Origin of the sequence: Streptomyces sp. NPDC100445, assembly GCF_044759735.1 — a bacterium.
GTDB lineage: Bacteria > Actinomycetota > Actinomycetes > Streptomycetales > Streptomycetaceae > Streptomyces.
Window position 1 is genome coordinate 58,810 of sequence record NZ_JBIVZV010000018.1, and the last position, 15,635, is coordinate 74,444.

15 protein-coding genes and 2 pseudogenes are annotated in these 15,635 nt (G+C 74.7%); 6 read left to right on the forward strand and 11 right to left on the reverse strand.

The annotated features are described in order from the left end of the window. Window positions 1-89 precede the first annotated feature (89 nt). From ACIQVT_RS33155 to ACIQVT_RS33170, 4 genes are read right to left on the reverse strand one after another with little or no spacing between them, the layout of a single operon-like run. On the reverse strand, window positions 90-809 hold the full coding sequence (locus ACIQVT_RS33155; RefSeq protein ID WP_403762886.1) for a thioesterase II family protein: 720 nt from the start codon (window positions 807-809) through the stop codon (window positions 90-92). Then, entirely contained in the window at window positions 806-2,200 is a 1,395-nt protein-coding gene (locus ACIQVT_RS33160) for a class I adenylate-forming enzyme family protein (protein WP_403762889.1), read from the reverse strand. Before ACIQVT_RS33160 ends, ACIQVT_RS33155 begins: the two co-directional genes overlap by 4 nt. Beyond that, window positions 2,197-2,745 carry a polyketide synthase gene (locus ACIQVT_RS33165; RefSeq protein ID WP_403762892.1) on the reverse strand — a complete coding sequence of 183 codons (549 nt, stop codon included), beginning with the start codon at window positions 2,743-2,745 and terminating at the stop codon, window positions 2,197-2,199. The genes ACIQVT_RS33160 and ACIQVT_RS33165 overlap by 4 nt, the downstream gene beginning before the upstream one ends. Beyond that, window positions 2,742-3,869: a beta-ketoacyl synthase N-terminal-like domain-containing protein gene (locus tag ACIQVT_RS33170; protein ID WP_403762895.1), complete on the reverse strand. Its 1,128-nt coding sequence runs from the start codon at window positions 3,867-3,869 to the stop codon at window positions 2,742-2,744. Before ACIQVT_RS33170 ends, ACIQVT_RS33165 begins: the two co-directional genes overlap by 4 nt. Before the next feature lie 319 nt (window positions 3,870-4,188). Between ACIQVT_RS33170 and ACIQVT_RS33175 the strand changes: the two genes are divergently transcribed. Then, window positions 4,189-4,986 carry an HAD family acid phosphatase gene (locus tag ACIQVT_RS33175; protein ID WP_403762898.1) on the forward strand — a complete coding sequence of 266 codons (798 nt, stop codon included), beginning with the start codon at window positions 4,189-4,191 and terminating at the stop codon, window positions 4,984-4,986. 106 nt (window positions 4,987-5,092) lie between these two features. Here the strand turns inward: ACIQVT_RS33175 and ACIQVT_RS33180 are convergent, their stop codons facing one another. The 5 genes from ACIQVT_RS33180 to ACIQVT_RS33200 all read right to left on the reverse strand — a co-directional run bounded on the left by ACIQVT_RS33180 (window position 5,093) and on the right by ACIQVT_RS33200 (window position 9,575). Next, the gene (locus tag ACIQVT_RS33180; RefSeq protein WP_403762900.1) at window positions 5,093-5,938 is read right to left on the reverse strand and encodes a hypothetical protein; all 846 of its coding nucleotides are present in this window, start codon (window positions 5,936-5,938) and stop codon (window positions 5,093-5,095) included. Continuing rightward, window positions 5,935-6,504, reverse strand: a complete 570-nt coding sequence (locus tag ACIQVT_RS33185) for a SigE family RNA polymerase sigma factor (RefSeq protein ID WP_403762903.1) — start codon at window positions 6,502-6,504, stop codon at window positions 5,935-5,937. Before ACIQVT_RS33185 ends, ACIQVT_RS33180 begins: the two co-directional genes overlap by 4 nt. Before the next feature lie 206 nt (window positions 6,505-6,710). Further along, window positions 6,711-8,171, reverse strand: coding sequence for a peptidoglycan D,D-transpeptidase FtsI family protein (locus ACIQVT_RS33190; RefSeq protein ID WP_403762906.1), 1,461 nt, complete (start codon window positions 8,169-8,171; stop codon window positions 6,711-6,713). A 53-nt stretch (window positions 8,172-8,224) separates the two neighbouring features. After that, window positions 8,225-8,725, reverse strand: a complete 501-nt coding sequence (locus ACIQVT_RS33195; protein ID WP_403762909.1) for a GNAT family N-acetyltransferase — start codon at window positions 8,723-8,725, stop codon at window positions 8,225-8,227. A 79-nt stretch (window positions 8,726-8,804) separates the two neighbouring features. After that, on the reverse strand, window positions 8,805-9,575 hold the full coding sequence (locus ACIQVT_RS33200) for an IclR family transcriptional regulator (RefSeq protein ID WP_403762912.1): 771 nt from the start codon (window positions 9,573-9,575) through the stop codon (window positions 8,805-8,807). 130 nt (window positions 9,576-9,705) lie between these two features. Here ACIQVT_RS33200 and ACIQVT_RS33205 point away from each other — a divergent pair, with 130 nt between their 5' ends. After that, on the forward strand, window positions 9,706-11,235 hold the full coding sequence (locus ACIQVT_RS33205) for an aldehyde dehydrogenase (NADP(+)) (protein ID WP_403762915.1): 1,530 nt from the start codon (window positions 9,706-9,708) through the stop codon (window positions 11,233-11,235). A 38-nt stretch (window positions 11,236-11,273) separates the two neighbouring features. Here ACIQVT_RS33205 and ACIQVT_RS33210 read toward each other — a convergent pair. After that, window positions 11,274-12,062, reverse strand: a pseudogene (locus ACIQVT_RS33210) (MFS transporter); the annotation flags it as partial. Between ACIQVT_RS33210 and ACIQVT_RS33215 the strand changes: the two are divergent. From ACIQVT_RS33215 to ACIQVT_RS33230, 4 genes and pseudogenes are all read left to right on the forward strand, one after another. After that, a pseudogene (locus tag ACIQVT_RS33215) lies at window positions 12,034-12,225 on the forward strand (AraC family transcriptional regulator); the annotation flags it as partial. The pseudogenes ACIQVT_RS33210 and ACIQVT_RS33215 overlap by 29 nt on opposite strands. Beyond that, on the forward strand, window positions 12,222-12,728 hold the full coding sequence (locus ACIQVT_RS33220; protein ID WP_403762918.1) for a GNAT family N-acetyltransferase: 507 nt from the start codon (window positions 12,222-12,224) through the stop codon (window positions 12,726-12,728). The pseudogene ACIQVT_RS33215 and the gene ACIQVT_RS33220, both read left to right, overlap by 4 nt. Window positions 12,729-12,803: 75 nt before the next feature. After that, the gene (locus ACIQVT_RS33225; RefSeq protein WP_403762923.1) at window positions 12,804-13,523 is read left to right on the forward strand and encodes a DsbA family oxidoreductase; all 720 of its coding nucleotides are present in this window, start codon (window positions 12,804-12,806) and stop codon (window positions 13,521-13,523) included. A 90-nt stretch (window positions 13,524-13,613) separates the two neighbouring features. Then, the gene (locus tag ACIQVT_RS33230) at window positions 13,614-14,675 is read left to right on the forward strand and encodes an aminotransferase class V-fold PLP-dependent enzyme (protein WP_403762925.1); all 1,062 of its coding nucleotides are present in this window, start codon (window positions 13,614-13,616) and stop codon (window positions 14,673-14,675) included. 66 nt (window positions 14,676-14,741) lie between these two features. On the opposite strand, the gene thpD is transcribed toward ACIQVT_RS33230, so the two are convergent. Next, window positions 14,742-15,635, reverse strand: coding sequence for an ectoine hydroxylase (gene thpD / locus ACIQVT_RS33235; RefSeq protein WP_403762929.1), 894 nt, complete (start codon window positions 15,633-15,635; stop codon window positions 14,742-14,744).

Sequence of the window (15,635 nt, forward strand, 5' to 3'; positions counted from 1 at the left end):
CGGCGCTCACGAGCGGGCCGCCACCCCTTCCCCGGGGTGGCGGCCCGCTCGTCGTCGGGGCGGCCGGACCGCCGTCGCGCAGCCGCCGGTCAGCGGTCCGCCGGCCCGTGGGCGAGGCCCAGGAGGCGGGCCGTGACCTCCTCGAACCGCTCGTGCGGGAAGAAGTGGCCGCCCTCGAAGCCCTCGACGCGGTGCGCGCCGCGCGTGTAGTGCCGCCAGCCGGCCATCACCTCGGGCGGGGTGTCCGGGTCACCGGCGCCGTACCAGCTGACCAGGTCGCTCGCCAGCGGCTCGGGCACCGGGTCCGGGCGGTACCCGGCGACCAGCGCGAGGTCCCCCCGGACGACCGGCACGAACTGCTGCCGCATCGGGGACCGGCGCAGCTCCGGCGGGATGCGGCCGTGGCCGGCGAGCGCGTCGAGGAGGACGTCGTCGTCCCGGCCGAGCAGCGCGCCGTACGGGGAGCCGCCCGGCAGGTGCGGCGGGCGGGTCGCGGCGACGACGACGAACGCCGGGGCCGGTCGGCCGAGCGCGTCCAGCGCCCGGGCGGTCTCGTAGGCCAGCAACCCGCCCATGCTGTGGCCGAACAGCGCGTACCGGCCCGGCGGTTCGACCCGGCGCGCCAGGTCGCCGGCGGCCTCCCGCAGCGTCGCCGGCCGGGGCTCCCGGGAGCGCACCCCCTTGCCGGCGATCTCCAGCGGCACCGCCCGCACCCGCGGCGGCAGTTCACGCCGCCAGCGGACGAAGGCGCGGGCGGAGCCGCCGGCGTGCGCCAGGCAGTACAGGGTGAGCGGTTCCGGCGCCGTCACTTGTGGTGCTCCCCGGCGCGCAGGGGCTGGATGCGGACGGTCAGCGGCAGTTCGTTGCGGGTCAGCAGGGACCGCAGGTGGCGCCGCAGCTCCGCCTCCGAGGGGGGCAGGGCGGCGTCCACGTACACGTCGAGTTCCACCACCGCCGAGTCGTCGTCGGCGCCGGCCACCCTGGTCGCGGCGCGCACCACGCCGGGCAGCGACTCGGCGGCCCGTCGCACGGTCGCCGTGGACACCTTCTCGCCGCGCACCACCGCGAAGTCCGAGGAGCGGCCGTGGACGTACACGTACCCGTCGTCGTCCACGTGCCCCATGTCGCCGGTGGCCAGCAGGCCCGGTTCGAGCAGGTCGCCGCGCTTGGACGGCGCCGGCTCGCCGACCCGGCGCCGGTAGACGGTGTCGGAACGCACCAGCAGCTCCCGCTCCCCGGTGTCGGTGGGGCGGGTGAGGACCTCCACGCCGTCCAGGGGCAGTCCCACCGAGCCGTGCCGGTGCGGTGGTTCGCGGTGCGCGGCGAGCGTGGAGACCCGCGGTCCGGCCTCGGTGAGCCCGTAGGTCACGTAGAGGCCCAGCTCCAGGTTGAGCTTGAGCAGCCGGGAGACGTACGACGGGTCGAGGGCCTGGCCGCCGACGGTGAGGGTGCGCAGCGGCGGGGGCAGCTCACCGCCCGCGGTGACGACCGACTTCACCAGGCTCGGGGTGAGCGAGGACAGGGTGACGCCGCGGGCGGTGACCGTCTCCAGGTAGTCGGCCACCGAGAAGGGTGGACCCGCCATGACCAGGCGGGAGCCGCTGACCAGCCCGCCGAGGACCTGCGCCACCAGGGCGAAGGAGTAGTACACCGGCAGGCTGACCAGCGCGGTGTCGGCCGGGCGCTGGCCGATGGAACGGCTGTGGCGGCGGGCGTTGCGCAGCAGCGCGTCCATCCGGTGCAGGCAGCCGGTGGCCATGCCGGAGGTGCCGGAACTCATCAGGACGACCCGGCCCGGCCCGTGGTGCAGGTGCGGCCAGTCGGCGAAGACGCCGATGTCGGCGCCCCCGGCCCGGGTGACGCCGGTGACGCCCTCGGTCCTGACCGCCGCCCGCACCAGCGCGCAGGCGCCCAGCTCACGGGCCACCTCACGGACCCGGCCGGCCGGCGTCGAGGGGGACAGCAGCACGGGCGTGTGCCCGGCCAGGGAGACGGCGAAGAAGAACCGCAGGGCGCGGACGCCGTTGGGCAGGGCGATGACGACGACCGCGCCGGGCGGGGCGGGCAGTGCGGCGAACCGGTCCACCAGGGCGGCCAGTTCCGTCGGGTCCTGGGCCGGCGCCACCTCCTCGCAACGGGTGAGGAAGTCGCCGACCGCGGTGGGGTCGAGGTGCTGCTCCGTCGTGTTCTGCGCGGTCATGTTCTCCGGGGCCTCCGCGTGGGCGCCGGCCCACTGACGACCAGGCAGTGCGCCTGGTGCTTGCCTTCGTCGGTCGTGGTGTGGGTGACGACCAGGACGTGCGCCGCGCCCGGCGGGTCGCCGAACAGCCAGTCGCCGCACAGTGCCCGGGCCGTCGTCACGGCCGCCGCCGGTGGCATGGGCAGCATCGACACCGGGCCGTGGAGACCGAACGCCGAGCAGACCGTGCCGGCCAGCGAGCCCGGCCCGGCGCCCGCGAACCGCATGGGGGAGAGGCGGCCGCGCGGGACCGCCTCGGCGAGCGCGCGCAGGGTGTGCCGTGCGGCGTGCTCGCTCACCGCGATCAGGCCCACCTCGGCGGGCCGGTCCGGCGCGGCGTCCCCGCACTCCGCCAGGGCGGCCGCCACCGCCTCGGCCAGCAGCCAGGCCACCGGGTCGGCGTAGACCCCGGCGATCCGGCGCCGGACCGTGCCCGGGTCGTCGACCTCGACGCGGGCCGCGCCGGTCACCACGGCGCCGTCGGGGCACCACCGGGCGGGGTTCACGCGGTCCTCCCTCGCGGTGCCGTCAGGACGAGGCAGGTGTTGAAGCCGCCGAAGCCGAGGGTGAGGCTGATCCCCAGGGAGCCGGTGACCTCGCGCGCCGCGCCGACCGCCAGGGGCACGGTCAGCCCGGGCATGACGGTACGGGTGTTCAGGACCGGGGGCACCCCGCCGTGGCGCAGCGCGAGGAGCAGGGCGATGGCCTCCAGGGCCCCGGTGGCGCCGAGGGTGTGACCGAGGGCGGGTTTGGTGGCGAAGACGACCGGGTGTCCGGCCTCCCCGAAGACGGTGGCGTAACAGGCGGCCTCCGCCGTGTCGTTGGCGCGGGTCCCGGTGCCGTGGGCGTTGATCACCGCGACGTCGCCGGGGTCGGCCCCGGCGCGGGCCAGGGCGTGCCGGACGGCGAGGATCGCGCCGGCCCCGGTCTCGTCGGGGGCGGTCGGCCCGGTGCCGTCGTTGGAGGCGCCCCAGCCGGCCAGTTCGCCCAGGACGCGGGCGCCGCGGGCCGCGGCGGCGGCCGGGGTCTCCAGCAGCAGGAAGCCGGCGCCCTCGCCGAAGAGGGTACCGTCGCGGCCGGTGTCGAAGGGGCGGACGGCGCCGGAGGCGGAGAGGGTGCCGAGCGCCTGGTGGCCGAGGAGCTTGCCGGCGGTCAGCAGGTCGATGCCGCCGCACAGGCAGCGTTCGGCCTCGCCCCGGGTGAGCAGGGCGGCCCCGGTCAGGACCGCGTCGGCGCCGGAGGAACAGGCGGTGCTCACCGAGACGGACCGGGCCACGCCGAGCTGCCGGGCGACGGCCGCGGTCAGGGCGTGCGGCGGGATCTCGGCGGCGTCGTCCAGGTGGGGGCCGAGGCTGCTGCCGAGGACGAGCGCGTCGACGTCCCCGGCGGGGCAGCCGGCGTCGCGCAGGGCGGCGGTCGCGGTGGTCACGGCGAGCCGGACCTGGCGGCGGGACGGGGTGTCGTCCGGGCCGCTCCCCGGTCCGCCGTCCGGGGAGCGGTCCGGCAGGAGGGCGGCGGCGGGCGCGGGCAGCGGACCGTCGGCCGGGAGGGGCCGTATCCCGCCGCGGCCGTCCGCCAGTTGCCGCCAGACCTCGTCGACGCCGTCACCGAGCGCCGTGCTCCAGCCCATTCCGGTGATGCGTAAGGCCTGGTCCTGATCGGTGACGCGGAAACCCCCCAATTAATCCCCCAAGTGCTGTGACAAATGCGCCGTTCCGAGTCCGGTACGGCCGCGATACACCGATCACGAATCTATTTGCAATACGAAATCTTATGTTAAACGACAGGGTTATGGGGTGGCAAGGGAGACGGCCCGCGAGAGACTGACGGTCCGTCAGGGGGCCCTGGATCGCGTATCGATCCGGTAAAAGGGCTCGCCGTCGGTGTGTGATGCGCGTAGACAATGCGTGACCTGGTACATCACTCTCATCCACCGATCCGGAGCATTCATGAGGAAGTCCCTCAAGGCGGCCGCCGCCGGCGCCGCCTGTGTCGTCGCCGGCGCGGCGCTCTACGGCGCGGGCGCGGCAACCGCCGGTCAGTCGACGGCGAACTCCACCCACGAGCCCTACAACATAGGCCTCCTGGTGAAGGACATCGACACGTACTACGGCACCACCGCGGACAGTCACGGCGTCTACCAGGCGTCCCCCGACAGCCCGTACGCCAAGGACCTGGCGCGCGTCGACGCCGACGCGCGGTCCGCCATCGACAAGGCCGCCCGCAAGGCGCACCACCGGGGCGAGAAGCCGGCCGTCGTCTTCGACATCGACGACACCCTGCTGCTCAGCCTCGACTACGAGAAGCGGTACAACTACACGTACGACGGCACCACCTGGGCCGACTACGTGAACCGCGCCGACCGCCCGGCCGTCTTCGGCAGCCCGGAGCTGGTGCGCTACGCCGCGTCCCGGGGCGTCGAGGTGTTCTACAACTCCGGTCTCAGCGAGGCCCAGCGCGCCGCCGCCGTGGCGAACCTGAAGAAGGTGGGCGCCGACGTGAACCTCGACGCCGCCCACATGTTCCTCAAGGACAAGGCCGCCCCGCCGGCCTACCTGAAGGACTGCGCCACCCCGGGCACCTGGACCTGCACGACCGTGCAGTACAAGGCCGGCACCCGCAGGCACATCGAGAAGGACCTCGGGTACGACATCATCGCCAACTTCGGCGACCAGTACTCGGACCTGGACGGCGGTTACGCGGACCGCACCTACAAGCTGCCGAACCCGACCTATTTCGTCTCCTGACCATCCGGCCGCGGACGGCCGTTGCGTGATCCGGCCTCCGTCACCGGCGCCGCCGTGCCGTGACGGGGGCCGGCCCTCGTGCCGGGTCCCGCGCGGGACCGCGGCTCTAGGACCCGGCGTCGGTGTGCCGGGCGAAGTCCCCGGCCACGGCGCGGTCGTGGCCGTCCGCCGTGCCCGTCATGGTGTACGAGTCGTCCTTCGCGTCCCGGCCGCCGCGGGCGTGGTCGTACTGCCCCGCGAAGACCCACTCGCCCGCCGGCACCGTACGGCCCGCCCGCAGGGTCCAGGTGTAGACGAGGAAGCCGCCCCGCTCCTCGACGTCCTGGGTGAAGTCCGCCTCGGGCAGGGAGCGCCAGGCCCCCGCCGACCTCACCCCGCCGGTCTGCGCGATCCGCAGCCGGACGGTGAGGGCGGTGAGCGGCTTCGCCGACTTCAACGTCAGATTGCTCTGGGCCCAGTAGTCGTTGCTGTGGGGGTCCACGGAGCCGTCCGACCACAGCGGTCCGTCCCGTTCGGCGCGGGCCGCCGGCGGCGGGGCCGGCGCGGTGGCGTCCGGGGCGCGGGAGGGAGGCGCCGGCGTGCGGGACGGGCCGGCGCCGTGGCCGCCGGGTGTCGGCCGGGCCGGGGGAGACGTCAGGGCCGGGGCGTCGGGGGACGCGGCCGGTGCGGCGGACGGCGACGCGGCCACGGTCCGCCGCGCGGGCGGCCCGTCCTTCACCGCGGACGCCACCGCGTACCCGCCGACCGCGAGCACTCCGGCGACCGCGGCGGTGGCGGTGGCCACCCGGAACCAGCCGGCCGCCCGCGGCCGCGCGGCCCGGCGGCCGGACCGGGCCGGCCCGGCCATGCCCCGCTCCACGCGCGCCAGGATGCGCGCGCGGTCGGTTTCGTGGGCCTCGGCCGCCTCGTGCAGCCGGGCGCGCAGCTCGTCATGCACGTCCTGCTGCCTCATCGGTCCCTTCCTCCGCTCTCGCCGCCGCGGGCCGCCATCGCCGCGTGCACCCGCCGCGGACCGTGCCCCGGGCCGAGCAGCCGCTGGAGTTCGGCCATGCCCTTGGACGTCTGGCTCTTCACCGTACCCACCGAGATCCCGAGAGCCAGCGCGGTGTCCTTCTCCGACAGGTCGAAGGCGTGCCGCAGCACCACGCACGCCCGCTTCCGGAACGGCAGTCCGCGCAGCGCCTCCTGGACGTCGACCACACCGGCGACGTCCGGGCCGTCGGTGCGCTCCTCGCCGCGCGGCCAGAAGAGCGCGATCCGCCGTCGCTCGCGCACCGCGCCGCGGATCCGGGTGCGGGCCAGGTTGGCGACCACGCCGCGGGCGTACGCGGCCGGATGATCGGCGGCGCGCACCCGGTCCCAGCGGTGCCACAGCGCCAGCAGCGCGTCCGCCGCGAGGTCGTCGGCGGCGTCCGCCTCGCCGGTCAGCAGGTGCGCGAGACGGGCGAGTTCGGCGTGGTGCCGTTCGAAGAAGGCACGGAACTCCGCGGAGGCGGCGTCGTCCACGACTGTGCCCACGGGTGACCTCTTCTCGGTGCGGCTGCCTGAGTGTCATGTAAATGACATGCGAGGGTCCGGAGGAGCGCCCGGACGGAGATCCGGAAGCGTAGCAGTGACCGTTCCGTGTCCTTGTGCGGGGGGCCGGACGCCGTGTGGTCCACCGAACGCGGCGGTGGCACACCGCAGTCCCCCGCACGAGAGGGTGAACGCGCCGCGTGGGCCGCCTACTTCAGCGCGGCCCGCATCATCGCCCGGGCGACCGGCGCCGCCAGGCCGTTGCCGCTGACCTCCGACCGCGCCGCGTCCGACTGCTCGACCATCACCGCGACCGCGACCTCCTTGCCGTCGCTGTCGGATTTTCCGTACGAGGTGAACCAGGCGTACGGGGTCTTGCTGTTGTTCTCGCCGTGCTGGGCGGTGCCGGTCTTGCCGCCGACGGTCACGCCGTCGATCAGCGCGTTGGTGCCGGTGCCCTCCTTCACCACCGTCTCCATCGCCGACCGCAGCTGTTCGGCGGTGGCGGCGCTGACGACCTGCTCGGTGCCGGCATCGTCACCGTCGTCATAGTTCTTCACCACGTCGCCGCCGGCATCCGTGGTCCGCGACACCATGTGCGGCGCGACCAGCTTGCCGCCGTCGGCGATGGCCGCGGACACCATGGCCATCTGGAGGGGGGTGGCCGTCACGTCGAACTGGCCGATGCCGGACAGCGCCGTCTGGGCCTTGTCCATGCCGGAGGGGTAGAGGCTGGCGTAGGCCCGTACGGGCACGTCACGCTCGTCGTCGTTGAAGCCGAACCTCTCGGCCATGGCCCGCACCTTGTCCTGTCCGAGCTGGACGGCCATGTGTCCGAAGACGTTGTTGCAGGAGTACTGGAGGGCGACCCGGATCGGGGCGTTCCGGCACGGGGCCGACCTGTTCTCGTTCGACAGCTCCTGCACCGTGCCCGGCAGCGTGTAGGGGTCGGGGCTGTCGGTGTGCTGGTCCACGTTCCGGTAGAGCCCGTCCTCCAGCGCGGCTGCCGCCACCACCAGCTTGAACGTCGAGCCCGGCGGCAGCGGCTGGCGCAGCGCGCGGTTGGTGAGCGGCTTCTGCGGGTCCGCCGTGAGCCGCTTCCAGGCGGCGCCGGCGGTGTTGGCGTCGGTGAGGGCGGAGGGGTCGTACGACGGCGTCGAGACCACGGCGAGGATCCTGCCGGTCCTCGGGTCGAGCGCGACGGCCGCGCCCTTGTTGTCGCCGAGCGCGCGGTAGGCCGCCTTCTGCACGGCCGGGTCGATCGTCGTGACGACGTCCCCCGGGTCGGCGCGCTCCCCGGTGACCGTGTCCAGCACGGTCCGCAGCCCGGGGTCGGTGCCGTTGAGCAGGTCGTGGTAGACGCCCTCCAGCTGGGTGGGGGCGTAGGCCTGCGAGGCGTACCCCGTCACCGCCGCGTAGAGCCTGCCGTCCGTGTACGTCCGCTTGTAGGCGAGGTCGCTCCCCTTCGTCCGGGCCGAGCCGGTGATCGCGTTCCCGGCCACGATGATGTTCCCCAGGGGCCGCGAGTACGTCGCGATCGCGTTCCGCCGGTTGTCGTTGTCGTCCGCGAGGGCCTTGCCGTCGTAGAACTGCACCCAGGTCGCCCTGACCAGCAGAGCGAGCACGAGGAGCAGCGCGAAGACGGACGCCCGCCTGATCGTCTTGTTCATCCCGTCCGGAAGACGAGCGGGGCGGGGCGATCGTTCCCGTACGCCCTGCTTTCTCATGCCCCGTTCATGCCCGGGGCCGGTGCCGTGCCCGCCAGGACGAGGACGACCTCCTCGATCTCGTGGCCCCGCGCGTTGGCGAACCCCTGGGCCCGGGCCGTCTCCCGGAAGCCGCACTTGGCCAGCACCCGCAGCGAGCCGGCGTTGTCCGCCGCGGCCCGCGCGTACAGCGGCCGTTCGGGGACCTCGGCGAGCAGCGCCCCCAGGGCCGCCGTCGCCAGCCCCCGGCCCCAGTCGGCGCGGTCGATCCAGTACGTCACCTCGCGCCCGCCCGGCTCCCCGTAGACGACCGTGTTGCCGACCACCCGTCCGTCGGCGAGCACGGTGCGGCACACGGCGTCGGACGCCCGGAGCCGCTGCCACCAGGTGTCGAAGGCGGCCCGGTCGCCGTGGTCGTCGGGGCCGAAGGCGGCCATCCGCAGGGACTCCGGGTCGGTCATGTGCCGGAAGAACACCGGCAGGTCGTCGTCCTCGACAGCGCGCAGCACGATCTTCATGGGGTCCGAGCCTACGGCCCCGCGGGCGCGCGGGGTCGACGGACTCGGCGGGGGCCCGGGGCTTCGGGCGCCGGTGGGCTCAGAGCCTGCGGGTCGCCAGCGCCAGCCGGTCCCGCGCGTCGAACAGCGCGTCCTTGATCAGCTGTTCGTGGGCGGGGGTCAGCCGGGCCACCGGCACCGAGCAGCTGATGGCGTCCCGCGCCGGGGTGCGGTACGGGATCGCCACGCCGAAGCAGCGCAGACCCAGCGTGTTCTCCTCGCGGTCGACCGCGAACCCCTGCTCCCGGACCTGGTGCAGTTCCTCGATCAGCCGTTCCCGGTCGGTGACGGTGTGCTCGGTGAGCGCGGGCAGCGTCCGCGGCAGCAGCGCGCGGACCTGCTCGTCGGTGCAGGTGGCGAGGATGGCCTTGCCCAGGGAGGTGGAGTGGGCGGGCAGCCGGCGGCCGACCCGGGTGAAGGGGCGCAGGTAGTGCTGGGACTGGCGGGTGGCGAGGTAGACGACGTTGGTGCCGTCGAGCCGGGCCAGGTGGATGGTCTCCGTGGTGTCGTCCGAGAGGCGGTCCAGGGTCGGGCGGGCGGCGGCCACCACCTCGTCGCCGTCGATGTACGACGTGCCGACCAGCAGCGCCCGCACCCCGATGCCGTACCGCGTGCCCGTCGCGTCGGTCTCCACCCAGCCCAGCTCCACGAGGGTGCGCAGCAGCATGTACAGGCTGGACTTGGGGTACCCCACCGCCTCCTGGACGGCCGCGAGGGAGTGCATGCCGGGCTTGCCGGCGAAGTACTCCAGCAGTTCGACCGTCCGTACCGCGGACTTGACCTGCGCCCCGCCTGTCTCGCCAGCCGACATCGCGCTTGACCCCTTCAATCGCCGGGAAATAGTCTCCGAGCAGCGTATTCATCATCAGAGACAGCGTTCAGTATATCGAACGCACTCGATGGTTGACCCCGTAATGCGGCCTTAACTGGAGGGACCCGCGGTGGCAGCAGCACCAGTCTGGAGTGTCGACCCGCGCACCGGGAAGCAGCGCGAACAGGTCGCGGTGGAGGCCACGGCCCAGGAGGTGGACGCGGCGGTCCGGGCGGCGAGCGCCGCGCGCGACGCCCTCGCCGACCGTGCGGTCCGCGCCGCCTTCCTGCGTTCGGCCGCCGATGGCCTGGAGGCGGCCCGGGACGCCCTGGTGGAGACCGCCGACGCCGAGACCGCGCTCGGCCCGGCCCGCCTCACCGGCGAACTCGCCCGCACCGCCTACCAGCTGAGGGCCTTCGCCGGCATCGTCGACGAGGGCGCCTTCCTGGACGTCATCATCGACCACCCCGACGACACCGCGACCCCGCCCGTCCCGGACCTGCGGCGCTACAAGGTCCCGCTCGGGGTCGTCGCCGTCTACTCCGCGTCCAACTTCCCGTTCGCCTTCTCCGTCGCCGGCGGGGACACCGCGAGCGCGCTGGCCGCGGGCTGCCCGGTCGTCGTCAAGGCGCACCCCGACCACCCGGCCCTGTCCGAGCTGGTCGCCGGGGTGCTGCGCCGGGCCGCCGCCGGGCACGGCGTCCCCGAGGGCGTCGTCGGTCTCGTGCACGGCTTCGAGGCGGGCATCGAGCTGATCCGGCACCCGCTGGTCGCCGCGGCCGGCTTCACCGGTTCGGTACGCGGCGGCCGGGCGCTGTTCGACGCCGCCGCCGCGCGTCCCGTGCCGATCCCGTTCCACGGCGAACTCGGCTCGCTCAACCCCGTCCTGGTCACCGAGGCCGCCGCGGCCGAGCGGGCCGAGGAGATCGGCGGCGGTCTCGCCGGGTCGATGACCCTCGGCACCGGCCAGTTCTGCGTCAAGCCCGGCCTGGTGCTGGTGCCGTCCGGCACGGGCGGCGACCGGCTGGTGAAGTCCCTGGCCGCCGCCGTCGGCGACGCCGGGGCCGGCGTGCTGCTCGACCACCGCATGCGGGACAACTTCGTCGCCGGGGTGCGGGAGCGGGCCGGCCTGGAGGGCGTGGAGTCCCCGGTGGAGCCCGGCCCGGGCGACGCGCACACGGTCAGCCCCGGGTTCCTCACCGTGCCGGCGAGCCGGCTCACCGAGGAGGGGGCGCACGACCTGCTGCTGGAGGAGTGCTTCGGACCGGTCACCGTGGTGGTGCGGTACGAGGACGACGGCGAGGCGACGGCGGTGCTGTCCAGGCTGCCGGGCAACCTGACGGCGACCGTCCAGGTGTCCGCCGAGGAGGCCGCCGGCCACGGCCGGGGGCCGGAGCTGCTCGCCGCGCTGACCCCGCTGGCCGGGCGGGTGCTGGTCAACGGCTGGCCGACGGGGGTGGCCGTGGCACCGGCCCAGCACCACGGCGGTCCGTACCCGGCGACCACCTCCACGTCCACCTCGGTCGGCGGCACGGCCGTCGAACGCTGGCTGCGGCCGGTCGCCTACCAGAACGCGCCGGAGGCGCTGCTGCCGGCGGAACTCCGTGACGACAACCCCCTGGGCCTTCCCCGCCGGTTCGACGGGGCCCTGGAGCGCTGACCGCGGGCGCGGGCCCCGACGAGCGGGGCCCGCGTCCCTCAGGAGTCGGCCGGGCCGCGTCCCAGGCGGCAGCCGAGGACGAAGGTGAGGGCGAACAGGGCCGCGGAACCGGCCAGGCTCGCCCGCATCCCCGCGACGAAACCTCCCGACACCAGCGTTCCGAAGACCGCGATCCCCAGCCCGCCGCCCACCTGCCGGGCAGCGTTGAGCACTCCCGCCGCCAGGCCGGCCCGCTCGGCCGGCACCGCCTCCATCATCACCACCGTCAGCGGCGGGACGGTCAGCGCGCAACCGAGGGCCAGCGGGACGAGGAGCACGGCCACCACGGCGGCGGACGTGCCGGCGTCGACGTACAGCAGACCCAGCAGGCCCGCCGTGGCGAGCGCCTGGCCCACCAGCAGGGGCAGGCGCGGGCCGTAGCGTCCCGCCAGCTTTCCGGCCACCACGTTCGTCACCGCGATCAGCGCCGACATCGGCAGGAACACCAGCCCGGCGTAGAGCGCCGAACGGCCCTGCACCCGCTGGAAGAAGAGGGAGAGCAGGAACACCGTCCCGTAGAACGCCACGCTGCACGCCGCCCCCGCCGCGACCGCCACCCGCACCGCCCGGTCGCGGAACAGTCCGAGCGGGACGACCGGGTGCGGCTGCCGTGCCTCGGTCCGGACGAACAGCACGGCCGCGGCGACGGCCACGGCGAAGGCCGCGATCCCCGTCGTCCCGCCCTCGATCACCGCGAACGTCAGCGCGGTCAGGGCGACCACGGCCGTCAGCTGCCCGGGCAGGTCCAGCGGTGCCGGCCGGCGCTCGGAGCGCGGCGCGCGCACGACCCTGCGCATGGACCAGGTGGCCGCCGCCTGCGGTCTCGGCACCGCCGACTCGCTGCGCGGCCACCTGGTCCGCCGCACCGGCCTCACCCCGAGCGCCTACCGGGCCCGGTTCGGCCGGCCCGGCGGAACCGGGGCGCTGCCGTCCGCGTCCTCCGCTGCATGATCGATGACCGTGCGACCGGGGGCCGGGTGATCCGGACCGCGCTGACCGCCGAGGCCGGGACCATCGCCGCGCTGCACCACCGGGCCCGCTCGACGTACTACCCCGACGGCCTCCCGGACGACGGCACCGACTGGACCGCCGCCTGGCGCGGCGCGGTCGAGCGCCCCGACGGGCAGGTGCTGTGCGTCGTGGACCGCGGCGTGATCACCGCCGTGGCCTCCTTCCGCCCCCCGCCGGACGGCCCGGCGGACACCGTGAAGCTGTTCCAGTTCCACGTCGACCCCGGCCACTGGCGCTCCGGCATCGGTACGGCGCTGCACGCGGCCTGCGTCGAGCGCTGGCGTGCCGACGGCCGGCGGCTGGCCGTCCTCGACGTCCACGTGGACAACCACCGCGCCCAGGCCTTCTACGCCCGCCGGGGCTGGCTCCCCGACCCCGCCCGGCCGCCGGCGCCCGACGACCACCACCGCTACCTGTGCCTCTCCGTGCCGGACCGGGAATGAGAGCGGCTGCTTGAAGGTTCACGTACTGGTCGGGGAGCGTCCCCGCACCCGTACGAACCGGAGAGAGCCGAAGACATGCGCGTCGAGATCTGGAGCGACATCGCCTGCCCGTGGTGCTACGTGGGCAAGGCCCGCTTCGACAAGGCGCTGGCCGCCTTCCCGCACCGCGACCGGGTCGAGGTGGTGCACCGCTCCTTCGAACTGGACCCGGACCGGGCCAAGGGCGACACGCAGCCGGTGCTCACGATGCTCACCCGGAAGTACGGGATGAGCCAGGCGCAGGCCGAGGCAGGGGAGGACAACCTCGGCGCCCTCGCCGCCGCCGAGGGCCTGGCCTACCGCACCCGGGGCCGCGACCACGGCAACACCTTCGACCTGCACCGTCTGCTGCACTTCGCCGCAGAGAAGGGCCGCCGGGACGAACTCCTCGCCCTCCTGTACCGGGCCAACTTCGCCGAGGAGCGGTCCCTGTTCACCGAGGGCGACGAACGCCTGGTGGAGCTGGCCGCCGAGGCGGGACTCGACGCCGACCGGGCCCGGGAGGTCCTCGCCGACCCCGGCGCGTACGCCGAGGAGGTGCGCGCCGACGAGCGTGAGGCCGCCCGGCTCGGCGCCACCGGCGTGCCGTTCTTCGTCCTCGACCGCGCCTACGGCGTCTCCGGCGCCCAGAGCGCCGAGGTCTTCGCCCAGGCCCTCGCCCAGGCGTGGGGCGAGCGTTCCGTGCCGGAGCCGGCCGGCGGGCAGGACGCCGCGGTCTGCGGCCCGGACGCGTGCGCCCCGCCCACCCACGGCTGAGGAAGCACCCGCCGGGTACCGGGGCGGTCGGGCGGACCGGCGCGGACATTCTCCGTGGACGGGGGCCGCGAGGAGCCGCAGAGTGGTGGCATGGAGACCACGGAGACGTTCCTGAGCCTCGTCCGCGCCGAGTTCGGCCCCAAGAGCATCTACCTCAACACCGCGAGCAACGGCCTGCTGCCCGCGCGCACCGTCGCCGCCCTCCAGGCCGCGGCGCTGCTGCGCGCCGAGGGTCGGCCGCTGCTCCCGCTGTACGACGACGTGGAGGCGTCCCGGGCCGCCTACGCCCGGCTCGTCGGTGTCCCCGGCAACCGCGTCGCGGCCGGCGCCTCCGTCGCCGCGCACACCGGGGTGATCGCCGCGTCGCTGCCCGCCGGCGCGGAGGTCCTCACGGCCGAGGACGACTTCACGTCGGTGCTGAACCCCTTCCACGTCCGCGGCGACCTCAAGGTCCGTGCCGTCCCGCTGGAGCGGATCGCCGCGTCGGTCCGGCCGAGCACCGCGCTCGTCGCGGTCAGCGCCGTCCAGTCCGCCGACGGCCGGCTCGCCGACCTGCCCGCCCTGCGCGAGGCCGCCCGCGCCCACGGCGCCCGCACCTACGTCGACTTCTCCCAGGCCGCCGGCTGGCTGCCGGTGGACGCCGGCGCGTACGACTTCACCGTCTCCGTCGCCTACAAGTGGCTCCTCGGTCCGAACGGCGCGGCCTTCCTCACGGTCCCCGAGGACTTCGGCGGGCTCGTCCCCATCCTGGCGGGCTGGGTCGCGGCGGAGGTGCCGTGGGACAGCTGTTACGGACCCGTGGGCGAACTCGCCCGGTCCGCGCGCCGGTTCGACCTGACCCACGCCCTGTTCAGCTACACCGGGCTGCGTCACTCGCTCGAACTCATCGAGGAACTGGGGCTGTCCGCCGTGCACGCGCACGCCGTCGGGCTCGCCGACCGGTTCCGGGCCGGCCTCGCGGACCTCGGGCACGAGCCCCTGCCGGCGCCCGGCTCGGCGATCGTCTCCGTCCCCGGGCTGGGCGGCCGGCAGCAGGAGCTGAGCGAGGCGGGCATCGAGGTCTCCGACCGCGCCGGCAACCTGCGCGCGGCCTTCCACCTCTACAACACCGCCGGCGACGTGGACCGCCTGCTGACGGCACTGGCCGGCTGACACGACGGGGCCGGGGCCCGCCCGTCCCACGGGAGGGGGCCCCGGCCCGGTCGGTGGTCCCGGAGGTCAGCGCACGGGGGTGAAGTCCCGCGCCCCGACGAACTCCGGACGGCGTGTTGGCGCCGCGAACGGCTCCACCGCCGTGTTCTCCACGCTGTTGAACACGATGAAGACGTTGCTGCGCGGGAACGGCGTGATGTTGTCGCCGGAGCCGTGCATGCAGTTGCAGTCGAACCAGGTCGCCGACCCGGCCGCGCCGGTGAACAGGCGGATGCCGTGCTCGCCCGCCAGCGCGGTCAGCGCCTCGTCCGACGGGGTGCCCGCGTCCTGCATCCGCAGCGACCTCTTGTAGTTGTCCTCGGGCGTGGCACCGGCGCAGCCCAGGAACGTCCGGTGCGAACCGGGCATGATCATCAGGCCGCCGTTGGTGTCGTGGTTCTCGGTCAGCGCGATCGAGACGGACACCGTGCGCATGTTCGGCAGGCCGTCCTCGGCGTGCCAGGTCTCGAAGTCGGAGTGCCAGTAGAAGCCGCCGGCGCCGAAGCCGGGCTTGACGTTGATCCGGGACTGGTGGACGTACACGTCCGAGCCGAGGATCTGCCGGGCCCGGCCGACCACCCGAGGATCGCGCACGAGCCCGGCGAAGACCTCGCTGATCCGGTGCACCTCGAAGACCGAGCGGATCTCCTCGCCCCGCGGCTCGACGACGGCGCGCTCGTCGGCGCGGACCGCCGGGTCGGCGACCAGCCGTTCCAGCTCACGCCGGTAGACCTCGACCTCGTCCGGGGTGATGAGCCGGTCGACGGTGAGGAAGCCGTCCCGCTCGTACGCCTGGAGGTCGGCGGCCGTGACGGGGCCCGGGGTGTCCGGGGCGCCCCACACGACGGGGTCCTGGCGGGGCGAGAGGACCTCGCCGGTCCCGCGCGTGGGGTACAGGTCGATGAGGGGCGCGTCGGTCAT